The 20,405-nt window shown below is 67.1% G+C and carries 17 protein-coding genes and 1 tRNA gene; 13 read left to right on the top strand and 5 right to left on the bottom strand.

Annotated features, from left to right (window positions below):
- Positions 1-26 precede the first annotated feature (26 nt).
- Both E4J89_RS09045 and E4J89_RS09040 read left to right on the top strand, forming a co-directional pair.
- Positions 27-2,288: a transglycosylase domain-containing protein gene (locus E4J89_RS09045; RefSeq protein WP_169303952.1), complete on the top strand. Its 2,262-nt coding sequence runs from the start codon at positions 27-29 to the stop codon at positions 2,286-2,288.
- A 2-nt stretch (positions 2,289-2,290) separates the two neighbouring features.
- On the top strand, positions 2,291-3,271 hold the full coding sequence (locus tag E4J89_RS09040) for a metallophosphoesterase (protein WP_136785797.1): 981 nt from the start codon (positions 2,291-2,293) through the stop codon (positions 3,269-3,271).
- A gap of 122 nt (positions 3,272-3,393) precedes the next feature.
- Here the strand turns inward: E4J89_RS09040 and E4J89_RS09035 are convergent, their stop codons facing one another.
- Together E4J89_RS09035 and E4J89_RS09030 are read right to left on the bottom strand one after the other, a co-directional pair.
- The gene (locus E4J89_RS09035; protein WP_136785796.1) at positions 3,394-5,160 is read right to left on the bottom strand and encodes an HNH endonuclease signature motif containing protein; all 1,767 of its coding nucleotides are present in this window, start codon (positions 5,158-5,160) and stop codon (positions 3,394-3,396) included.
- Positions 5,161-5,499: 339 nt separating this feature from the next.
- The gene (locus E4J89_RS09030) at positions 5,500-6,144 is read right to left on the bottom strand and encodes a nicotinamide mononucleotide transporter (protein ID WP_136785795.1); all 645 of its coding nucleotides are present in this window, start codon (positions 6,142-6,144) and stop codon (positions 5,500-5,502) included.
- Between the two features lie 168 nt (positions 6,145-6,312).
- Between E4J89_RS09030 and E4J89_RS09025 the strand changes: the two genes are divergently transcribed.
- The 5 genes from E4J89_RS09025 to E4J89_RS09005 all read left to right on the top strand — a co-directional run bounded on the left by E4J89_RS09025 (position 6,313) and on the right by E4J89_RS09005 (position 12,230).
- Positions 6,313-8,103 (top strand): ABC transporter ATP-binding protein, encoded by a 1,791-nt coding sequence (locus E4J89_RS09025; protein WP_136785794.1) that lies wholly within the window; start codon positions 6,313-6,315, stop codon positions 8,101-8,103.
- 9 nt (positions 8,104-8,112) lie between these two features.
- The gene (locus E4J89_RS09020) at positions 8,113-9,921 is read left to right on the top strand and encodes an ABC transporter ATP-binding protein (protein WP_136785793.1); all 1,809 of its coding nucleotides are present in this window, start codon (positions 8,113-8,115) and stop codon (positions 9,919-9,921) included.
- Positions 9,922-10,024: 103 nt separating this feature from the next.
- Positions 10,025-10,101, top strand: a tRNA-Pro gene (locus tag E4J89_RS09015).
- Positions 10,102-10,219: 118 nt separating this feature from the next.
- The gene (locus E4J89_RS09010) at positions 10,220-11,377 is read left to right on the top strand and encodes an FAD-dependent oxidoreductase (RefSeq protein ID WP_136785792.1); all 1,158 of its coding nucleotides are present in this window, start codon (positions 10,220-10,222) and stop codon (positions 11,375-11,377) included.
- 232 nt (positions 11,378-11,609) lie between these two features.
- Positions 11,610-12,230: a hypothetical protein gene (locus tag E4J89_RS09005; protein WP_136785791.1), complete on the top strand. Its 621-nt coding sequence runs from the start codon at positions 11,610-11,612 to the stop codon at positions 12,228-12,230.
- Here E4J89_RS09005 and E4J89_RS09000 read toward each other — a convergent pair.
- Together E4J89_RS09000 and purD are read right to left on the bottom strand one after the other, a co-directional pair.
- Positions 12,208-13,164, bottom strand: coding sequence for a phosphoribosylaminoimidazolesuccinocarboxamide synthase (locus E4J89_RS09000; RefSeq protein WP_136785790.1), 957 nt, complete (start codon positions 13,162-13,164; stop codon positions 12,208-12,210). The genes E4J89_RS09005 and E4J89_RS09000 overlap by 23 nt on opposite strands.
- 8 nt (positions 13,165-13,172) lie before the next feature.
- Positions 13,173-14,492: a phosphoribosylamine--glycine ligase gene (gene purD / locus E4J89_RS08995; protein WP_136785789.1), complete on the bottom strand. Its 1,320-nt coding sequence runs from the start codon at positions 14,490-14,492 to the stop codon at positions 13,173-13,175.
- 66 nt (positions 14,493-14,558) lie between these two features.
- On the opposite strand from purD, the gene E4J89_RS08990 reads away from it, so the two are divergent.
- The 6 genes from E4J89_RS08990 to E4J89_RS08965 all read left to right on the top strand — a co-directional run bounded on the left by E4J89_RS08990 (position 14,559) and on the right by E4J89_RS08965 (position 19,778).
- Entirely contained in the window at positions 14,559-15,563 is a 1,005-nt protein-coding gene (locus E4J89_RS08990) for an asparaginase (protein WP_136785788.1), read from the top strand.
- Positions 15,564-15,578: 15 nt separating this feature from the next.
- Positions 15,579-15,941, top strand: coding sequence for a sterol carrier family protein (locus E4J89_RS08985; protein ID WP_136785787.1), 363 nt, complete (start codon positions 15,579-15,581; stop codon positions 15,939-15,941).
- A gap of 10 nt (positions 15,942-15,951) precedes the next feature.
- Entirely contained in the window at positions 15,952-16,437 is a 486-nt protein-coding gene (locus E4J89_RS19550; RefSeq protein ID WP_205754445.1) for a tripartite tricarboxylate transporter TctB family protein, read from the top strand.
- Positions 16,438-16,509: 72 nt separating this feature from the next.
- Positions 16,510-18,063, top strand: coding sequence for an amidophosphoribosyltransferase (purF, locus tag E4J89_RS08975; protein WP_136785786.1), 1,554 nt, complete (start codon positions 16,510-16,512; stop codon positions 18,061-18,063).
- Positions 18,060-19,175 (top strand): phosphoribosylformylglycinamidine cyclo-ligase, encoded by a 1,116-nt coding sequence (gene purM, locus E4J89_RS08970; protein ID WP_136785785.1) that lies wholly within the window; start codon positions 18,060-18,062, stop codon positions 19,173-19,175. The genes purF and purM overlap by 4 nt, the downstream gene beginning before the upstream one ends.
- Before the next feature lie 114 nt (positions 19,176-19,289).
- Positions 19,290-19,778 carry a 2'-5' RNA ligase family protein gene (locus E4J89_RS08965; protein WP_136785784.1) on the top strand — a complete coding sequence of 163 codons (489 nt, stop codon included), beginning with the start codon at positions 19,290-19,292 and terminating at the stop codon, positions 19,776-19,778.
- 45 nt (positions 19,779-19,823) lie between these two features.
- On the opposite strand, the gene E4J89_RS08960 is transcribed toward E4J89_RS08965, so the two are convergent.
- Complete coding sequence (locus E4J89_RS08960) at positions 19,824-20,282, bottom strand: DUF4383 domain-containing protein (RefSeq protein WP_136785783.1); 459 nt, start codon at positions 20,280-20,282, stop codon at positions 19,824-19,826.
- Between the last annotated feature and the right edge of the window lie 123 nt (positions 20,283-20,405).

Genomic DNA, 20,405 nt, shown 5'->3' with positions numbered 1-20,405 from the left:
TAGCGCTTGCTTGTAAAGTGGACCCCATGCCCGCTCGCAAATCACCCTTCTTCGACACTGCGACCACCCTAGGCAAGATTGTTGGCTTCCTGGGGATCAGTGCGCTCTGCGGCGTCCTGGCAGCAGGCCTGCTTGTGCCGGCCGCTGCCGTAGCCGGTGTCGGAGCAACGTCATCGATCGAGTACTTCGACCAGCTGCCTGACGAACTGCAGACGCAGCCGCTGTCCCAGCCGTCGCGGATCCTCTCCGCCGACGGCAAGCTGATCGCGACGTTCTACGCCGAAAACCGTGTGCCGGTCAGCCTGGACAAGGTTTCCCCGCATATGCAGGACGCCATCACCTCCATCGAGGATGTGCGCTTCTACGAGCACAACGGCATTGACCCGCAGGGCATCATGCGTGCCGCGGTGACCAACTTGGCGGGCGGCGACCTGCAGGGCGCCTCGACGTTGACCATGCAGTACGTGAACAACGTGCTGATCGACGCCGGCGCTTCAGCGGGCAAGGGCGCCGACGAGCTCACCATCAGCGGCACCAAGGACATCGGCGACAAGCTCCGCGAGGCGAAGCTGGCCATCGCCGTCGAAAAGGAATTCAGCAAGGAAGAGATCCTGCAGGGCTACCTGAACATTGTGCTGTTCAGCGGCCAGGTGTACGGGATTGAAGCTGCCGCCAAGACGTTCTTCGGCGTTTCCGCCGCGAAGCTCACCATTCCGCAGTCCGCCATGCTGGCCGGGATGGTGCAGTCGCCCAACTACTTCAACCCGGTGAACAACCCGGAGGCCACGCTGGAACGGCGCAACACCGTGCTGGCCGCCATGCTCAACGCGGACAAGATCACCAAGGCCGAATACGACGAAGCCGTCGCCACCGACCTGGACCTGAACCTCAAGCCGGTGCGTTCCGGCTGCGTAGCGGCCAACTTCGCCGACTACTTCTGCAGCTACGTCCAGCACGCGATCATGCAGTCGGACGCCTTCGGAGCGGACGCTACCGAGCGCGCCAAGCTGCTGGCCCGCGGCGGCCTGACCATTAAGACCACGCTGGACTCCCGCCTCCAGAAGGAAGCCCAGAAGCAGATCGAGCAGGAAGTCCCGCAGGGCGATAAGTCCGGCGTCGGTTCCTCCATGGTTTCGGTTGAGCCGGGCACCGGCAAGATCCTGATGATGGCTCAGAACACCAAATACAGCCCGGAAGATGGCGCAGCCAACACGGAGCTGAACTACAACGTGGACGCAGACATGGGCGGCGGCAACGGCTGGCAGCCCGGCTCCACCATGAAGCCCTACACCACCATCGCCTGGCTGGAAGCGGGCAAGGCGCTGAACGCGTCGGTAGATGCGCGCCGCACCATGTACCCGGCGCAGTACAACTGGCAGGCCAGCTGCCTCCCGCCGGACGCCTGGTTCAGCGAGTGGGACTTCCAAAACGCGCTGCCCGGCTACGAGCGCACGATGACCGCCAGCCAGGGCCTGACCTGGTCGATCAACTCCGCCACCGCTGCGATGGCCGCTCAGTTGGATCTGTGCGACATCCAGGACGCGGCAACCCGGCTCGGCGTGCGCACGGCCACGGACAAGGAACCGATCAGCATCGAGCATCCGTCCTTCATCATCGGTACGACCAACGTGTCCCCGATGACGATGGCTGCCTCGTTTGCCGCCTTTGCCAACGGCGGCGTGTACTGCAAGCCGATCGCGCTGGCCTCCGTCACGGACGCCGCGGGCAACAAGTACAAGGTCCCGAAGAAGTCCTGTGATCGGGCCATCTCCGAAGACGTCGCCGCTGCCATCAGCGTCCCGCTGGAGAACCTGGTCAACCTGCGGCTCGGCGGAATCCACCCGATCGGTGTTCCCTCCGCCGCGAAGACGGGTACCACGGACAAGTCCGAGTACACCTGGACCGTCGGCTACACCAAGGGCATCTCCACTGCTTCCTGGGTGGGCAACCCGCACGCGTACAAGTCGATCAACAACCTCCCGATCAACGGCGTGACCCGCAGCTACGTTGACGGCGCCACCATCGCCGGCAGCCAGTGGACCGACTACATGGAGAAGGTCGCCGGTCTGTACCAAACCGGAGGCTTCGGGTCAGCACCCAGCAGCATGCTGTATCCGCCGCAGCCCAAGAAGGTCGAGACGGATGACAAGAAGAACTCGGATTCCGGCAATAGCGGCGACAATGATTCAGGCGACTCCGACAACGACTCCGGCGGCTCGGACAACGGCAACGGAGGCGGCTCCGATAATGGCGGCGGCAATGGCAACCGCAACGGGAACGACGACTGACCGTGGACGCTGAAGCGCTGCGAGCACGGCTCCGCACCGCAGGCAAGCTGGCCCTTGGGGCCGCTGCCGCGGGCGGGGCCGCGTTCGTTTACGGCTCTGCCATCGAGCGGAACCTCTTCGGGCTGCGCGAGGAAACGCTGCAGATCCTGCCTGCCGGGCAGCGGCCGCTGAAGATCCTGCACCTGTCCGATATCCACATGGCGCCCGGACAGTTGCTCAAGCAGAAGTGGCTGCCGCGGTTGGCGGCGCTGGAACCTGATTTGGTGGTTAACACCGGCGACAACCTCAGCCACCGCCAGGCCGTGAAACCCCTGCTGGACTCGCTGGCTCGGCTAATGGACGTGCCTGGTGTTTTCGTTCCGGGTTCCAACGACTACTACGCACCGGTTCTGAAGAATCCGCTCTCCTATCTCACGGGACCGTCGAAACAGCCCAAGGATTACGGTTCACGGGAGCTGCCGTGGCGCGAAATGCACGCAGCCTTCGGCACCGCCGGCTGGATCGATTTGACCAACCGGAACCAGTCGATCGTGGTGGGCCGAGTGCGTTTGGACTTCACCGGGGTGGACGATCCGCACCTGCAGCGGGACCGGTACGTCGGTTTTCCCAACGGATCCAGCTCCGCGGACAGCGCCGCCCATCTACGCATCGGCGTCGCCCACGCACCGTACCAGCGCGTGCTGGATCAGTTCACCGCCGGTGGCGCCGACCTGATCCTGGCGGGACATACGCACGGAGGCCAAGTGTGCATTCCCGGTTACGGGGCCTTGATCACCAATTGCGATCTGCCGGCTTGGCGCGCGCGGGGCCTGACCTACTGGGAGCACCAGGGACGCAGCGTGCCGCTGAATGTCTCGGCAGGCCTGGGAACATCCCGGCTGGCTCCGATCCGATTCGCCTGCCGCCCGGAGGCGGTGCTGCTGACGCTAACACCCGCTGCCTCCGCCGGCGACGTCACACCCCCAAGTCTTCGGCTCGGCTGAAACGTACAGCGTTGGTTGCGCCCCGGGCACCGGGTAAAGCCGCCACAGCCAACCGGACGAGCGCAGTGTGATCAACCGCTGCACCCCATGCTGCGTTCTACCGCGGAGCGGTTCCGGATCTTTCAGTCCGTGCGGAGTGGTTGGGGTGGGATGTGGGTTTGCCAGTAGGTGTTGCGCAGGGGTTGGCGGTCGGGGTCGATGTAGTCGGGCGGGGTGAACCAGGGGATGCCGTCGCGGACGGTGATGTTCCAGTTGCCTTGCTCGATCAGGTCGTGGTGGAGTCCGCAGAGGCAGACGCCGTTGTTGACCTCGGTGCGGCCGCCGGCCCACCAGGGCACGATGTGGTGCGCTTCGGTCCAGAACGCGGGCATGGTGCAGCCCGGGAACGCGCAGCCTTTGTCCCGGATGAGCAGTGCCCGGCGGATCGCCCGGTTGAAGAACCGTTGCGACCGGCCCAGGTCCAGGACTTCGCCCTTTGAGCCCAGGATCGCGGGGATGATCTCGGCGTCGCAGGCCATCCGCCGCACCGTTTTGGCCGAGACCGGGCCGTTGAACACCGCGTTGCCGCCGCCGGTGAGCAACCCGGCGAGTTGTTCGTAGCCGGCGGTGACCATGACCTGGGTGCGGTGCCCGCCGGAGTCCGGGAGCCGGCCGGTGTTCAGCGCGATCCGGCAGGCACCGACCAGCCCGGCCAGCAGCTTCTGCGCCCTCGTGAAATCATCCAATCCTTCCAAGACGGCCGGACCCAGCACGCCACTAGCTGACTCTGCCTCCGCAAGATCGCCATCTTCTACTGGCACGGGTGTGGGCGATGCGGAGCCCGTCTCGGTGCGGCGGTCGTCTTCGGTTCCAGCCACCGCAATACCGGTCCCGGTCTCCGTGGGTCCAGCGTGCCCGGCGTTGCCGATAGTGACGGCGGCCGGGGTGCCGTCCCCGTGCTGGCCTGCGTCGGTGGCCCCGCTCTCGCGCGGGTTGCTGCTGGCCGGGGTGGCGGCGGTTTCGATGGCGTCGGATTGGATGCGGGGGTTCGCGGCGCTGTTCATCACGGTGGCGAGGGCTTCGTATTGGTCGTCGGTGGTGTTGATGACGAACTGGTGCAGCCCGCGCCGGCGTCCGCGGTAGAACATGCCCTGCCGGGACCGCAGTTCCTCCTCCGAGGGCTCGGCACCGTCCTGGTCGACCGCTGTCTCCCAGGTCTTGGCGACCATCGCCAGCGTGTCCGTGTCGGTCTCGGCGGCCTGCCGGACCAGCGACGCTTCCATCGCCTCCAACGTCCCGGCATCGGGCGCGGCGTGGCGGGCACGGCCGATGGAGTCGGTGACCAGGGCCGCGGCGTCGCCGCTGATTTCCCCGGCGGCCATCGCCTCGGCCAGTACCGGCAGGGCCGGGGTGCCGGGTTCGCCGTCGAACCGCACCGGCGCGGTCACCGCTTTGCCGACCCGTAGTCGGCGCCGCGCTTCGATGATGCTGATCCCCAGCCTCGAGCGCAGGTACTCGGCGTTGTTCCGGAACTCGGTCTTCCGCCGCCGCTGCCGTTTCTGACCCGCACCGCCGGGGTCGTTTCCGGAGCCGGCACTGATCGCCGCGGCCGGGTCCGCCCACCCCGCCTCGCCGGCATCAGGCGTGCCAGCAAGGGTGCTGGTGGTGGTGGCTGCGGTTTCTCCGTTCGCGGCGATGTCGGCACGCTCCACCGCGTGGGCGCCGGCGGCCTGCAGGAACTCCACAATCTTAGAAACGTCCTCGACCGCTGCTACCGTGTTGGCCAGTTCCCGGGTGCTCAGCGCCCCGGACTCGGCGGTGAAACGGGCGGCGATATCCTGCAGCAGCGCACGCACGCCGGAGAGGGATTCCTCCATCTCTCCGGTCCGGTCCAACGGTGCGAGCGCCATACCACAATTTTATTCGTACACACTTTCGACCCGCCATCAAAACAGCCCAATGTGTAGGGATAGTGAGATCCCACAGCGTAGAAGACAAGCGGAAGGCGATGGGGAGCGGGCGGTAGGCGGCGGCAGCAGGTGGCCGCAGGCACGCCCAAACGGCAAAGGGCTAGCGGCAGGCGATGGAGAGCCTGGTGGCAAGCGGCGGGGGCAGGCGATTGGGAGCTTGCGGTAGGCAGCGTCGCGCGCGCAGATGGCAGGGCAGCAGGCGGCGTCAGGCGCGCTCAAACAGCAAACGGCAAGCGACTAGCGCCAGACGGAGGAACCGTGCGCCTTACGCACCCCGGTTTATTCGGCGGCGACAGCCGTCTCCTTGCTGGCGGCCCGCCACTTGGCCCAGCCGTAGAAGTGCAGCAGCGCGTTCAGCCCCGTGAGAGCCAACCCCTCCAGCAGCCAGACGGGGTTGTCAAAGCCCATCGAGCCCCGGCCCACGACCACATTGCCCAGCCCCATGAGCGCCAGGGCGATTCCGAGCCACCACGCCTCAACCACCCCGCGCGCCAGACCGAAGTACAACAGCATGGTGAGCGCGTTGACCAGCAGCGTGTGCACGATTGCCGCAACGTCCGTCATGTGCACGACCATCATCGGCACAACCTCGATGCCGTAGAACACCAGAACCAGCGCCACAAACACTGCCGCCGCAACGCCGTCCCGGCGTGTGACGGCATGCACCGGCGGCCGCCCGTCCGCCGCCCGTTTGCGCCACCGCCACCAGCCGTAAGCGACGATGGCAGGCAGCAGCAGGACCCCGAAACTGAATCCACCGCCCGCCACCATCAGGACCATGGACAGGACAGGTTCGATCAGCAGCACCAGCCAGCCTGCCCGTTTCCGCAGTGCCAGCAGCAGCACCGCCAGCATCCTCAACAGCGGGAAAAGCACCCAGAAGGCAGCCGTCTCCAGGCTGCTGAAAGCTTCGGCCAGATCCATGCACTCCCCCTGCTGAACGGTTTCGGCAAGACTAGCAATCACGGCACACGGAATGTGCGATCCCGTGACCCATTCAAGGTGACCGCGCCCTCGCACCGCTCGCTAGGATGGTTGACGCGGTAGATCAAGCACGCCGCGTGACGAAACCCCTGGCGATGAATCGACGAAATGACTGAGCTATCCCTCTGGCGCTCCATCGCCAGGCTCAAGGACTATGTCCGGCCCATCCTTCCCCGCCTAATGCTGGGATTCTTGAGCGCCCTCGGTGCCAGCCTCGTGGCATTGGCCATCCCGCAGGTGCTCCGCGGTCTCGTTGACACCATCCACACCGGTGGCAGTCCCTCCGAAGTCTGGGGCCCCGCCGTCGTCATTGCCGCGCTGGGATTGGCCGAAGCGGGCTTGGTATACCTGCGACGGGTTTTCGCCATCGCGCCGGCCACGGATGTGGAGATGGGCATGCGCACCCGTCTCTACAAGCATGTGCAGCACCTGCCGGCCGCCTTCCACGACCGGTGGGGGTCGGGCCAACTGCTGTCCCGGGCCATGGCCGATCTCGGCCTGATCCGCCGCTGGCTGGCGTTCGGATCGATGATGCTGGTGGTCTCCTTCGTGACGGTAGCCGTGGGTCTGGCGTTGATGTTCGCGCTGAACCAACTGCTGGGGCTCATCTTCCTGGTTGCCGCCGTACCGCTGGTCTGGCAAGGGTTCCGCTTCCGCACCTCATTTGGTGCCTCCTCGCGGCTCAGCCAGGACCAGGCCGGTGACCTGGCTACCACCGTGGAGGAATCGGTGCACGGCATCCGCGTGCTCAAGGCCTTCGGCCGGGGCAAATACGCGCTGGACAATTTCCACGGGCAGGCGGAAGAACTGCGCCAAACCGAACTGGCCAAGGCCCGCACGCTGTCCAAGTTCCTGGCCACGGTTGTTTCGCTGCCGGACCTGGTGCTGGGCGCCGCCCTGGTCATCGGCATCATTCAAGTAGCCGGCGGACACATGAGCGTGGGCGAGTTGGTTGCCTTCTTTGCCACCGCTGCGGTGGTGGCCGGGCCGGTGGAAGCCATCGGGTCCCTGATGGGCATGACGCTGACGGCCAAGACTGCGCTGGACCGGCATTTCGATGTGATGGATACGGAAAACACCATCACGGATCCGGAAGACCCGCAGCCGTCGGGCACGGTCCGCGGAGACCTGCGCCTGGACGGCGTGGTCTTTCGGTATCCGGACGCCGCTCCGGGCACGTCGCCGGTACTGGACGGCGTGAACCTGCACGTGCGCCCCGGCGAAACCATGGCGCTGGTGGGCGTGACCGGCTCCGGCAAAAGCACGCTGCTGCAACTGGTCCCCCGGCTGTACGACGTTTCCGCCGGGGCCGTGCTGCTGGACGGGACGGACATCCGCCGCTTCCCGCTCACCGACCTGCGCAGCCACGTGTCGGTGGCCTTCGAAGACTCCACGCTGTTCTCCACGTCGGTCCGGGAGAACGTGCTGCTGGGTGCCCGGCCCGGCGACGACAACCCTGAGGGTGTACTGGCCCGCGCTCTGGAGGTGGCGCAGGCCGAGTTCGCCTACGATCTGCCGCACGGCGTGGAGACAAAGATCGGCGAGGAAGGCCTGAGCCTGTCCGGCGGGCAGCGGCAGCGGATCGCACTGGCCCGGGCCATCGCGGCCCGGCCGGCGGTGCTGGTCCTGGACGACCCGCTGTCCGCCCTCGATGTGCGGACCGAAGAGGCGGTGACGCAGCGACTGCGCCAAGAACTGCAGGGCACAACCACCCTGATTGTGGCCCACCGGCCTTCAACCGTGGCGCTGGCGGACCGCGTGGCCTTGCTGCAGGACGGCCGCATAGCCGCCGTCGGCAGCCACTCCGAGCTGCTGCGGACCAACGAACACTACCGCTACGTGATCGCTTCGCTGGCTGTGGCCGCCGAACCCTCCGTCGAAGACGTCCTGGACGCGTAAGGAATCCCGATGAGTTCCATGACCGGGGTCGCCGGCGAAGACAACATCAACCTGGACAAGGCCGACCGCAAAGCCGTCCGCCGGCGCTCGCTGCGTCTGTTGGGCGAACTGGTCTCCCCGCACAAGTGGCTGTTCGCACTGTCGGTGGTGCTGGTGGTGGTCAGCAATGCCGCCCGCGCCGCCGGGCCCGTGCTGGTGGCCTTCGGCATCAACAATGCCCTGCCCGCCCTGACCGGCGGGGATGCTGCCCCGCTGGTACTGGTCGGCGCAGCCTACGCGGCCATCGCCATTGCCGGTGGCTCGCTGTTGGCCGCCTACACCTACGTGACCGCCCGGCTCAGCCAGGCCATGCTGCTGGCCCTGCGCGTCCGGGTATTCCGGCACACCCAGCGGTTGAGCTTGGAGTTCCACGAAACCTACACGTCCGGCCGGATCATCTCCCGGCAGACCTCGGACCTGGAGGCACTGCGGGAGCTGCTGGACAACGGCGTCACCCAGCTGACCTCCGGCGTGATGTTCATGGTCTTCACCGCCATCAGCATCGTGGGACTGGACTGGAAGAGCGGATTGATCATCCTGGTCGCCGCCATCCCCATCGCCTTCGTCACCCGGTGGTACCAGAAGGGTTCGGAGCTGGCCAACCGTGCGTCCCGCGTGGTCTCGGCCCGGCTGATCGTGCACTTCGTGGAGACGATGACCGGCATCCGCGCGGTCAAGGCCTTCCGCCGCGAGCGGGACAACGCCGCCCGGTTCGATGAACTGGCCGGCGACTACCGCCGCGCCACGCTTCGGAACATCAGGTATTTCGGCGTGCTCCAGCCTGCGTTGAACGGCATCGGGAATCTCACGGTCGCTGCGGTGCTGCTGATCGGCGGCTTCCGCGTGCTGGACGGCGACCTTGCCATCGGCACGCTGGTGGCGGTGCTGCTGGCTACCAAACAGGTTTTCCGCCCCACCGAGCAGATCGCCATGTTCTACAGCTCGTTCCAGTCCGCGTCGTCGGCGCTGGAAAAGGTCTCCGGGCTGCTGGAGGAAGAACCCACGGTGGTTCCCCCGGCCAGCCCTGTCCCGCTCGGGAACGCCCGGGGCGCCATCCAATTCCGCAACGCGGTTTTCGGTTACGGCGACGGACGGGTGGTGCTGCCGCACCTGAATCTGGATATCCCCGCCGGCCAGACCGTCGCCGTCGTCGGGCAGACCGGAGCCGGCAAGTCCACGGTCGCCAAACTGATCGCCCGCTTCTATGACCTGACCTCGGGATCGCTCACCCTGGACGGGGTCGAGCTGCGGCAGCTGTCCAATGAGGACCTGCGCCGCGCCGTCGTGATGGTCACGCAGGAGGCGTTCCTGTTCAGCGGCAGCGTCGCGGAGAACATCGCCCTGGGCAACCCGGAGGCCAGCCGCAGGCAAATCGAAGATGCCGCCCGGGCGGTCGGCGCACACGAGTTCATCCTGTCCCTGCCGGAAGGCTATGACACCGACGTCAACAAGCGCGGCGGCCGCGTCTCGGCCGGGCAGCGGCAACTGGTCTCCTTCGCCAGGGCCTTCCTGGCGGATCCCGCCGTGTTGATCCTTGATGAGGCCACCGCATCGCTGGACGTTCCGAGCGAGCGCCAGGTCCAGGAAGGCCTGCAGACGTTGCTCGGCAACCGCACCGCGCTGATCATCGCGCACCGGCTGTCCACGGTGGAGATTGCCGACCGCGTGCTGGTGGTCCATGACGGCCAGGTGGTGGAGGACGGGTCCCCGGCGGAGCTGATCGCCGGCAGCGGCCGCTTCGCACAGCTGCACGCCGCGTGGAAGGATTCGCTGATCTGATCCGGGCAGGCAGCCGGACGCCGATTTCTCGTTTCGGACCTGTCTCCGCTATCCTTGAACAGTTGCTTTCGCGGTCATCAAGACGACGGCGGGGCACCGGTATCGGGGTGTGGCGCAGCTTGGTAGCGCGCGTCGTTCGGGACGACGAGGTCGCAGGTTCAAATCCTGTCACCCCGACCATAGAGAAGAACTCCCGCTGCTCATCCGAGCAGCGGGAGTTCTTGCTTTTCCGCTCCCGCGCCGAGTTTGTACCGCCGGGAAGTTGTGAAGCCGCCCCTAAAGCGGGAAGTATGGACCCATGGCTTCACAGCAGCGCTCGGCGCTCATCGTAGGGGCCGGAATCGCCGGGCTCGCCACTGCGCGGGCTTTGCAGCGAACCGGCTGGAAAGTCCATGTGGTCGAACGCTCCGGAACGCTTCAGCCGATGGGCACCGGACTCACCATCTGGGCCAACGGAACGCGCGCCCTGGACCGCCTCGGCCTGCTCGCCGCCTTCCAAGATGCCTCGCTTCCGGTCGGCGGCAGCTCCCATGACCAGTTCGGCAACGTGCTGGCCAGCTTCAGCAGCGATGACCTGCGCCACCGGTACGGCCACCCGCTGCGGGCGATCCACCGCTCGGACCTCACTACGCTGCTGAACGACTCGCTGTATGTGAACACCGTTCATCTGGGCCTGCAGGCCGTAAAGTTCCGCCGCGATGCGCATGGCGGAACGGTCACGCTGAACAATGGCGGCAGCATGCACGCCGACCTGGTGATCGGCGCCGACGGCCTGCGCTCGCTGGTCCGCCACGATCTGGTGGGCGACGGAGCGCCGCGCTCCTCCGGGATCACCGCGATGCGTGCGGTCTGCCCCATCGGCGACCTTGATCCGGACTGGCTCCCGTGGGGCGAATCGTGGGGCAACGGAGAGGTCTTCGGCATGGTGCCGCTGCCCGGCGGGCAGATCTACTGGTATGCCACCATGCCGAACGCAGCGTTGGCGCAGAACGGGGACGTCCTCTGGCGCACGCTGGCCCTGCAGCGCTTCGAACACTGGCACCCGGCCGTCCGGGCTGTCATCCTCGCCACCAAGAGCCAGGACATCATGGCCCACGAGCTCTTCGATCGGAAGCCGGTCCGGGCCTGGTCCGGCAGCCATGCCACCTTGGTGGGCGACGCCGCGCATCCCATGTTGCCGTTCCTCGGCCAGGGCGCGGGCCAGGCGCTCGAGGACGCCGTCGCGCTGGCCGATGCGCTGGCCGCCGATTGGAACATCACCACGGCCCTGCGCAGCTACGAACGGGTGCGTGCTCCGCATACCGCCAAGGTCGTCGGCAAATCGCGCAAGATGGCGGCGATGGCCCGCCAGCAGAAGCCGTGGAAGCAGAAACTCCAGCGGTCGTTGATCAGCACGATGCCGCAGTCACTGATGCACCGGCAGTTGGATGACGTGATCGGCCGCACCGAGGGCTGATCCACGGGCACTGGGCCGTTCGCTCCCATGTTTAGGGGAGGGCACCGAAAGAAACCGCAGGTCAGGGCGCTGCCAGCCCCGCAAGACATGGGCCGTTAGTCCGATACCTGGGAGCGAAGGCTCTAGCCTCCCTCGACCTGCCGTTTTGAACGGGGCACCCGGCAGCCCTCGCCATTGACTGGAGGCCGCGCCCGTACTGGAATAGAGGTAACTCCGTCCCCCAGGGGTGCAGATGTTCCTCGCAGAGTTCGCGCAGCTGGCCGTGGCCACCGTGGTGCTGGCGGCTGTGGTTTCGGTGACCTCGTACACGGTCGAACGCGGCCTGCGCCGCTCCCCTGACGCGGACACGGCATTCTGGTACTGCTTTTCCGGGCTCTGCTGCGCCTTGACCGTGGTGCTCGCCGCCGCGGTGCTCTTCCCGGCGGCCGTGCCGCTCTGGCTGCTGCTGGCCGCCGGCTGCGCGGCCCCCGCCGTCTGGCGGATTACCCGCAGGGCGGCCGCTGCCGTCCGCTACCAGGACACCCGCGGCTGGCATGAGGCCGCTGCCCGCCACGATGCCATCCGCGTCCGCTGGCTGGCGTATGAACTGGATCCGGCCTTGGCCATCGATTACCCGGACATGTCGGACGTATCACGGCCACACACTGCGGCCATGCTCCGGGCCATGAAACACGCGGACGCGCTGCGCTCCCTCGGTCCTGATGACGACGGCGGTGCCAGCGCCTACCCCACGGCCGTCGCCGAAGCTGCTGCCCGCCTCACGGAGGCCGAACGGGCTGCCGGCCGCTACCCGGAAGCCGGCCCGCCAACCGGCCGGACTTTCCTTCCGGTCAGGCGAACGTCCGGCCAGTGAGCCGCTCGTAGGCTTCCACGTAGCGGGCCCGGGTCTTCTGCACGATCTCCTCGGGCAGCGCCGGCGGCGGGGTGTCCGACTTCCGGTCCCAGCCGGAGGCCGGCGAAGTCAGCCAGTCGCGCACGAACTGCTTGTCGAAGGATGGCTGCGCCTTGCCGGGTTCGTACGTTTCCGCATCCCAGAACCGGGAGGAGTCAGGGGTCAGCACCTCGTCGCCCAGCGTGATGTCCCCCGTCGTCGGATCGATCCCGAACTCCACCTTGGTGTCCGCCAGAATGATTCCGCGTCCGCGCGCAATCTCCTCGGCGCGGGTGTAGATCTTCAGGGTCAGCTCACGCAGCCGGCCGGCGGTCTCCGCCCCCACGGTCTGGACCACCGCGTCGTAAGTGATGTTCTCGTCGTGCTCACCCACCTCGGCTTTGGCCGACGGGGTGAAGATGGCAGGCTCCAGCCGCGAGCCATCCACCAGGCCCGCGGGCAGTGGAAGCTCGCACACGGTCTGGCTCTGCCGGTATTCCTCAAGACCGGAGCCGGTCAGGTAGCCACGGGCAATGCATTCCACCGGGAACATGTCCAGTTTCTTGCAGATCATCGCGCGCCCGGCCACGGCTTCGGGCACATCCGTGGACACCACATGGTGGGCCACCGGGCTGTCGCCCGCCGAGAGCTGTTCGAACCACCAGAGGCTCAGCTGCGTGAGGACCCGGCCCTTGTCCGGAATCTCGCTGGACAGCACGTGGTCGAAGGCGCTGATCCGGTCGCTTGCCACCACCAGGACGGTGTCGTTGCGCTGGTCCAGCAGGCCTTCGGCGGCAATGTCCTCGCTGGAGGTCTCCACCTGCTGGGACACGGCCGGGACGTACAGGTCGCGGACCTTCCCGGAGTAGACATGCTTCCAGCCGGGCAGTTCCAGCACGTCGGGGGCGAATGCCATGGCGATCCTCAGTCTCTCTGTGCTTCGGCCTGGGGCAGGGCGTGCGTCGCCGGCACCGGCACGGTGATGGCGTCCTGGGCGGCCAGCAGGGCGATGTCGCTGCGGAACTGCGACCCCTCGAGCCCGATGGCGCCGATGCCTTCGTACGCCCGTTCGCGGGCTTCCACCAGATCTTCGCCCAAAGCGACGACGGCGAGCACCCGCCCGCCGGCGCTGGTCACCTTGCCGTTCTCGTCCAGCGCCGTTCCGGCGTGGATCACATGCACGTCCTCCAGGGCGTTGGCCTTCTTCAGCCCGCGGATCCGGTCGCCGGTGCGCGGCGTTCCCGGGTAATTCTCCGAGGCCAGCACCACCGCCACCGCGGACCGTTTGGACCACACCAACTGTTCGGCGTCGTCCAATTCCCCCTTGGCCGCGGCCAGCAGCAGTCCGCCCAGCGGCGTGCGCAGCCGGGCCAGCACGGCTTGGGTTTCCGGGTCGCCGAAGCGGGCGTTGAACTCGATCACGCGCACGCCACGCCGGGTGACAGCCAGGCCGCAGAACAACACGCCGACGAACGGTGTGCCGCGGTTGGCCATCTCGCGGATCGTCGGCAGCGCCACGCGGTCCATGACCTCATCGACGAATCCGGGCGGCAGCCAGGACAGCGGAGTGTAGGCGCCCATGCCGCCGGTGTTCGGGCCTTCGTCTCCGTCGAAAATCCGCTTGAAGTCCTGCGCGGGCACCAGCGGAATGGCGCGTTCGCCGTCGGAAATCACAAACAAGGAGACTTCCGGGCCGTCCAGGAATTCCTCGATCACCACGGAGCCGCCGGCGTCGAAGCACGCCTGGGCGTGGGCCAGCGCGGCGTCCCGGTCCCCGGTCACCACCACGCCCTTGCCGGCAGCCAGTCCGTCGTCCTTGACCACGTACGGCGCGCCGAACGCATCGAGCGCCTCGGCCGCTTCCTGGGCGTTGGTGGCCACATGCGCCATCGCGGTGGGCACGTTCGCCGCGGCCATGACCTGCTTGGCAAAGGCCTTGGAGCCCTCCAGCCGGGCGGCTTCCTTGCTGGGACCGAACACCGGGATCCCGGCCGCGCGCAGCGGGTCCGCCACTCCGGCGGCCAGCGGTGCCTCCGGGCCCACCACCACCAGGTCAGATTCCAGCCGCTGGGCCAGCGCGGTGACCGCTGCCGGGTCGCTGGCGTCCACCGGGTGGGTGGGGACGATCTGCGCGATGCCGGCGTTGCCCGGGGCGGCGTGGACTTCGGTCACAAACGGATCGGCCAACAGGGAACGGATTATTGCGTGCTCGCGGCCACCGGGGCCGATCACAAGTACCTTCACAAAGAACTAGCCTACTTGGCGCGGGGCGGAGCCTCGAAGTTGTTGCGCCGGACCTAAACTAAGTCCATGCCCGAGACATTCAAAGCTGCGGACGCCGTGGAACTGGCGGTCGTTGAACGCAACGGTTTCATCGAATCCCGCCACTTGGGCTCCGCCGTCGTGATGGCCGCGGACGGCACCGTGGTGACCGAACTCGGCGACATCACCGCCCCGATCTTCCCGCGCTCCGCGCTCAAGCCCTTTCAAGCCCTGGCCGCGATGCAATCCGGCGTCCCGCTTCGCGGCGACCAGGTGGCCCTGGCCTGCGCCAGCCACGTGGGATCGCTCGAGCACATGGACGTGGTGGAAGGCATGCTCAAGGCCGCCGGCCTGACCGACGCGGATCTGCGCTGCCCGCCGGCCTGGCCGCAGGACGAACAGGCGCGCGGCTGGCTGGTCCGCACCGAACGCGGACAGCAGCGGCTGGCTTTCAACTGTTCCGGCAAGCACGCCGCCTTCCTGTGGGCCTGCACGGAGAACGGCTGGAACACCCGCAGCTACCTGGAGCCGAACCACCCGATCCAGCGCCGGGTCATGGAAGTTCTCGAGGAGTACGCCGAAGAGAAAATCGAGCACATCGCGGTCGACGGGTGTGGTGCCCCGGCCCCGGCGCTGTCCCTGACCGGCCTCGCCCGCGCCGTCGGCAAGCTTGCCAAAGCCCCGGCGGACAAGAACGCCGATGCCCGGGCGGCCACCATCGCCACCGCCATGCTGGACTACCCCTGGGCGGTCCACGGCCGCGGCCAGGAGAACACCGTGGTGATGGAGGAACTGGAGATCATCGCCAAGTCCGGCGCCGAAGGCGTGATGGTGATGGGGACGCAGACCGGGGTTTCGGTAGCCGTGAAGATCCTGGACGGCAGTTCCCGCGCCGGCTCGCTGATCGCGCTGACCCTGCTGGCAGCCTGCGACGCGATCGACGTAGACAAGGTCGGACCGGTGCTGGAGGAAGTGGTCAAGCCGGTACTCGGCGGCGGCCAGCCTGTCGGCCGGCTCCGGCTGGCACCGCCCATGGTCGCCCTGCTGGACTGAGCCGGAGAACCAACCATGGGAGTACGACGCCGGATCGCGGCGGCAGACGGCAATGCCGCCTTGGCTGCGTGGCGGGCGGGGGCCACCGACCGAAAGACCACTGCCACGGCGGTGCGGTATGCCTTGGAAGAACTCTCCGAGCGCGCTCCCGGCAACAGCGTGGAAGTGCGGGTGCCGCCGTTCGGCGTCGCGCAGTGCATCGAAGGCCCGCGGCACACCCGCGGGACTCCCCCGAACGTGGTGGAAACCGATCCCGCCACCTGGCTGGCCCTGGTGACGGGGGCACTGGGCTGGGACAGCGCCGTCGCCAAGGGCAAGGTGGCTGCCTCCGGCCTGCGGGCCGAACTGGCGGATAGGCTGCCGCTCTTCGCCCGGTAGGCTGGAACGCATGACTGCTGAGCAAGAACCGGCCCGCGACAACCGGCAGGCTGATCCGGAACGTCGGGACGTCACCGTCCGCCGGGCGCCCAGGTTCGTCCCCTTCGTCCTCATCTGGGCCGTGTTGGGCGTCGTTGCTGCCGCCATCTCCGCCTACACCGGTCCGGAGAACCCCGATTTCACCCGCGGCACGATCTTCGCCTTCCTGGCCGTGCTGTTCGCACTGGCCGGCATCCTGATCGGATCGCTGCTGTTCCTGGTCATCGACCGGATCAGCGTCAAGCGTGCCAAGCCGGCAACGGCCGTTGCCGAGCCGGGTCAGGAAGCCACCGAAGGCTCCGTCGCGGATGCCGGCGCCACAACTGCTCCGGGTCATGACGAGCCTGCCGCCGCCGAGAACCACGAAGCCGGACCCGGCGAATCCACGCCGCAGCACGGCAGCGCAGGTACCAGCGGCGACCAGGACGGCGAATCCGAAGGCGAACGCCGGACGTAACCTGCCGGGGGCCGGCCGTAATTCCCGTCACCTCGATGATGCTGCCCGTCGGGCACATGAGAGAATAAGCGGGTGGCACGCGGTGACGGAAAACTCTCCCATGATCTTCTCCCCGGCGAAAAAGGACCCCAGGATGCCTGTGGCGTTTTCGGCGTCTGGGCCCCCGGTGAAGAAGTAGCAAAAATGACCTACTACGGCTTGTACGCTTTGCAGCACCGCGGACAGGAGTCCGCCGGCATTGCAACCAGCGATGGCAAGCGCATCAACGTCTACAAGGACATGGGCCTGGTGTCCCAAGTCTTCGACGAAACGACGCTTAACACGTTGACCGGGCACATCGCCGTCGGCCATTGCCGCTACTCCACGACGGGCGGCTCCACCTGGGCCAATGCGCAGCCCACGCTGGGGGCGACGGCAACCGGGACGGTGGCGCTGGCCCACAACGGCAACCTGACCAACTCCGCGGAGCTGTACGACAAGGTGCTGGAGAAATTCGGCAAGCCCGACCGCGGCGAGATGGCCCAGGGGAATACCACTGACACCGCGCTGGTCACGGCGCTGATGGCCGGCCAGGAAGGCCAGTCGCTCGAAGAGCGCACGATGGAACTGCTGCCCAAGCTGCGCGGCGCGTTCTGCTTCACCTTTATGGATGAGGGCACCCTGTATGCTGCCCGCGACACCGCGGGAGTCCGTCCGCTGGTGCTCGGCCGGTTGGAGCGCGGCTGGGTGGTGGCCTCCGAGACCGCTGCGCTGGACATTGTCGGCGCTTCCTTCGTCCGGGAAGTCGAGCCCGGTGAGTTCATCGCGATCGACGAGAACGGACTGCGCTCCCAGCGTTTTGCCGAGAAAAAACCTGCCGGCTGCGTGTTCGAGTACGTCTACCTGGCCCGGCCGGACACCGCCATCAACGGCCGCAGCATCCACGCCGCGCGTGTGGAGATGGGCCGCAAGCTGGCGAAAGAGCATCCGGTCGAGGCCGACCTGGTAATCCCCACCCCTGAATCCGGAACACCGGCAGCCATCGGCTATGCCGAAGCATCCGGCATCCCCTACGGCCAGGGGCTGGTCAAGAATGCCTACGTGGGCCGGACGTTCATCCAGCCCAGCCAGACCATCCGCCAGCTGGGAATCCGACTGAAGCTCAACCCGCTGAAGTCGGTGGTGCAGGGCAAGCGGCTGGTGGTGATCGACGATTCGATCGTCCGCGGCAACACCCAGCGTGCCCTGGTCCGGATGCTGCGGGAAGCCGGCGCGGCCGAGGTGCATGTGCGGATTTCGTCGCCGCCCATCAAGTGGCCGTGCTTCTACGGCATCGACTTCGCCAGCCGGGCCGAACTGATCGCCAACGGCATCGGCGTTGAGGATGTCCGGGCCTCCCTCGGAGCGGACAGCCTTGGCTACATCTCCGAAGACGGCATGATCGAGGCCACCGAACAGCCGCGCGAGCGGCTGTGCACCGCCTGCTTTACCGGCGAGTATCCGATTGAGCTGCCGTCCGCGGACCGCTTGGGCAAAAATCTGCTTGAGCGCAGCGGCGAAGAACCGGAGCACGGCTCCTGCGACCCAGGGCCGGACTCGGACCTGGAGAATCTCCTGACCGCCGAAGACAAGAAAGAGCGAGTATGACCTCCCCCGAACAGGGCCAGATCACCTATGCCAGCGCCGGCGTCGACGTCGAAGCCGGCGACCGGGCGGTTGAGCTGATGAAGGGTGCCATCAAGGCCACTCACAACTCCAACGTGATCGGCGGGGTCGGCGGTTTCGCCGGGCTGTACGACGTCTCCGCCCTGCTGAAGTACCGCAAGCCGCTGCTCGCCACGTCCACCGACGGCGTGGGCACCAAGGTGGCCATCGCGCAGGCGATGGATATCCACGACACCATCGGGTTCGACCTGGTCGGCATGGTCGTCGACGACATTGTGGTGGTGGGCGCGGAGCCGCTGTTCATGACCGACTACATCGCCTGCGGCAAGGTGGTCCCGGAACGGATCGCGGACATTGTGCGTGGCATCGCGGCCGCCTGCGAGGTGGCCGGCACCGCTCTGGTTGGCGGCGAAACGGCCGAACATCCCGGCCTGCTGGGCGAGCACGAATACGATGTTGCCGGCGCCGCCACCGGATTGGTGGAGGCCGACGCGCTGCTCGGCCCCGAGCGGGTCAAGGACGGCGACGTCGTGATCGGCATGGCGTCCTCCGGCATCCACTCCAACGGGTACTCCCTGGTCCGCCGCGTGATTAACCACGCCGGCTGGGCCCTGGACCGGCAGGTGACCGAACTCGGCCGCACACTGGGCGAGGAACTGCTGGAACCTACCCGCGTCTACGCGGCAGACTGCCTGGACCTGGCCCGCTTTGAGGCGGCCGGGGTACACGGCTTCAGCCACGTCACCGGCGGCGGCCTGGCCGCGAACCTGGCACGGGTGCTGCCACAAGGGCTGATGGCCACGGTGGACCGCTCCACCTGGGAATTGCCCGCCATCTTCAAACTCATCGGGGAACTGGGCAACGTGCCGCAGGCCGATCTGGAGCGGACGCTCAACCTCGGCGTCGGCATGGTGGCCATCGTGGACGCGGCCGGGGCCGATGCCGCCCTGCAGCGGCTGAACGAGCGCGGCATGCCGGCCTGGGTCATGGGGCAGGTTGCTCCCGTCGACTCATCGCTGGGCGGCGTCGACTTTGTCCAGGGCGCCAAGGGCGTCGACGGCGGTGCCGTCCACCTGGTCAATTCCTACGCCTGAGTCCTCGCTGACCAGCCGTCATAGACGCCGAACCGCCCCTGCACCAACCGGTACAGGGGCGGTTTGCTGTGGCGGACAGGTCCGCACTTCACACCCCGGTGGGACACTGGGCGTATGGGTGCGTACGTGGTGGTGGTGTTCATCAAACCGGTGCGGGCCGGACACACGTTCGAGCGGAGCGAATGGCCACTGCACATCACGCTGGCGCGCTTCGACAGCAAAGAGCCGCCCGACGGTGTGACGAAGCGGATAGACCCCGCGTTCTCCGGCTTGCAAGCCTTTGAGGTCCGCGCCGGGGCGGACGACTTCTTTGGCCGGAACCGTTCCGTCCCGGTGTCGCTGGTGGAACCACACCCACAACTGCAGTTGCTGCACGACCGCCTGCTCGACGCCCTCGGCACCGACGTCCATCTGCTCAGCCCGCACCACATGCGCCAGAACTTCCGACCGCACATCAGCCACCAGGCAGAAGGAAGGCTTCACTCGGGCGACGTCGTCCACGTAGAGCAGGCAGCCTTGGTGGACATGCGGCCCGACGGGGACGCCAAACACCGGCGCGTCCTCGCCGTGTGGAACGGGCAGGCTAAGCCAGCGGGGCCATGACGCCGATCCGCTGCCGTTCACGGCAGGACTGCCGTGGGCGATCGCTCAACGGTCTGCGGCCACCTGCCCGCGACCGAGCAACAAGCCCAGTCCGAGCATCCCCGCACCAAGCACCAGATGCAGCCAGTTATCCGCGTTGTTCAGCGGAACGAAGTTGGCCGGAGAATCATGTCCGACGACCAGCCCGTAGATCCACAGCACCAGGTAGATGACCCCGCCCCAGATCAGGAAGTTCCGCGAACCGGCACGGCTACGCGACAGCGCAATTCCGGCCACGCCGAAGAGCAAATGGACGATGTTGTGCAGGATCGACACCTGGAACACCCCCAGCAACATGGCTCCCGAGTGGTGTCCGGCCAGGCTGAGCTCGCCCACATTCGTGGTGATGCCTGGCACAAACCCGAGGACGCCGACCACCAGGAATACTGCGCCAATGAGCAGTGCGGCGTTCTGCACCGCGGACCGCCGGCCGCTGCCGACACCTGTGTTGTCTGTCCGGACCATGATGTTCTCCTCTCGTCAACCGTTTCCGGCGCCCGCATCCCGGTCTGTTCAGCCGCGGACACCTGCCAACAATTCGGAACGAGTTGCCGGACGGATTGGGTCGGTTAAGGCTGGGGTCCAATA

The sequence above is a fragment of the Arthrobacter sp. CAU 1506 genome (assembly GCF_005047635.1).
In the GTDB taxonomy this organism is placed as follows: domain Bacteria; phylum Actinomycetota; class Actinomycetes; order Actinomycetales; family Micrococcaceae; genus Crystallibacter.
The sequence above is the reverse complement of the archived record's forward strand: the minus strand, read 5'-3'. Positions and strand labels throughout refer to the sequence as shown.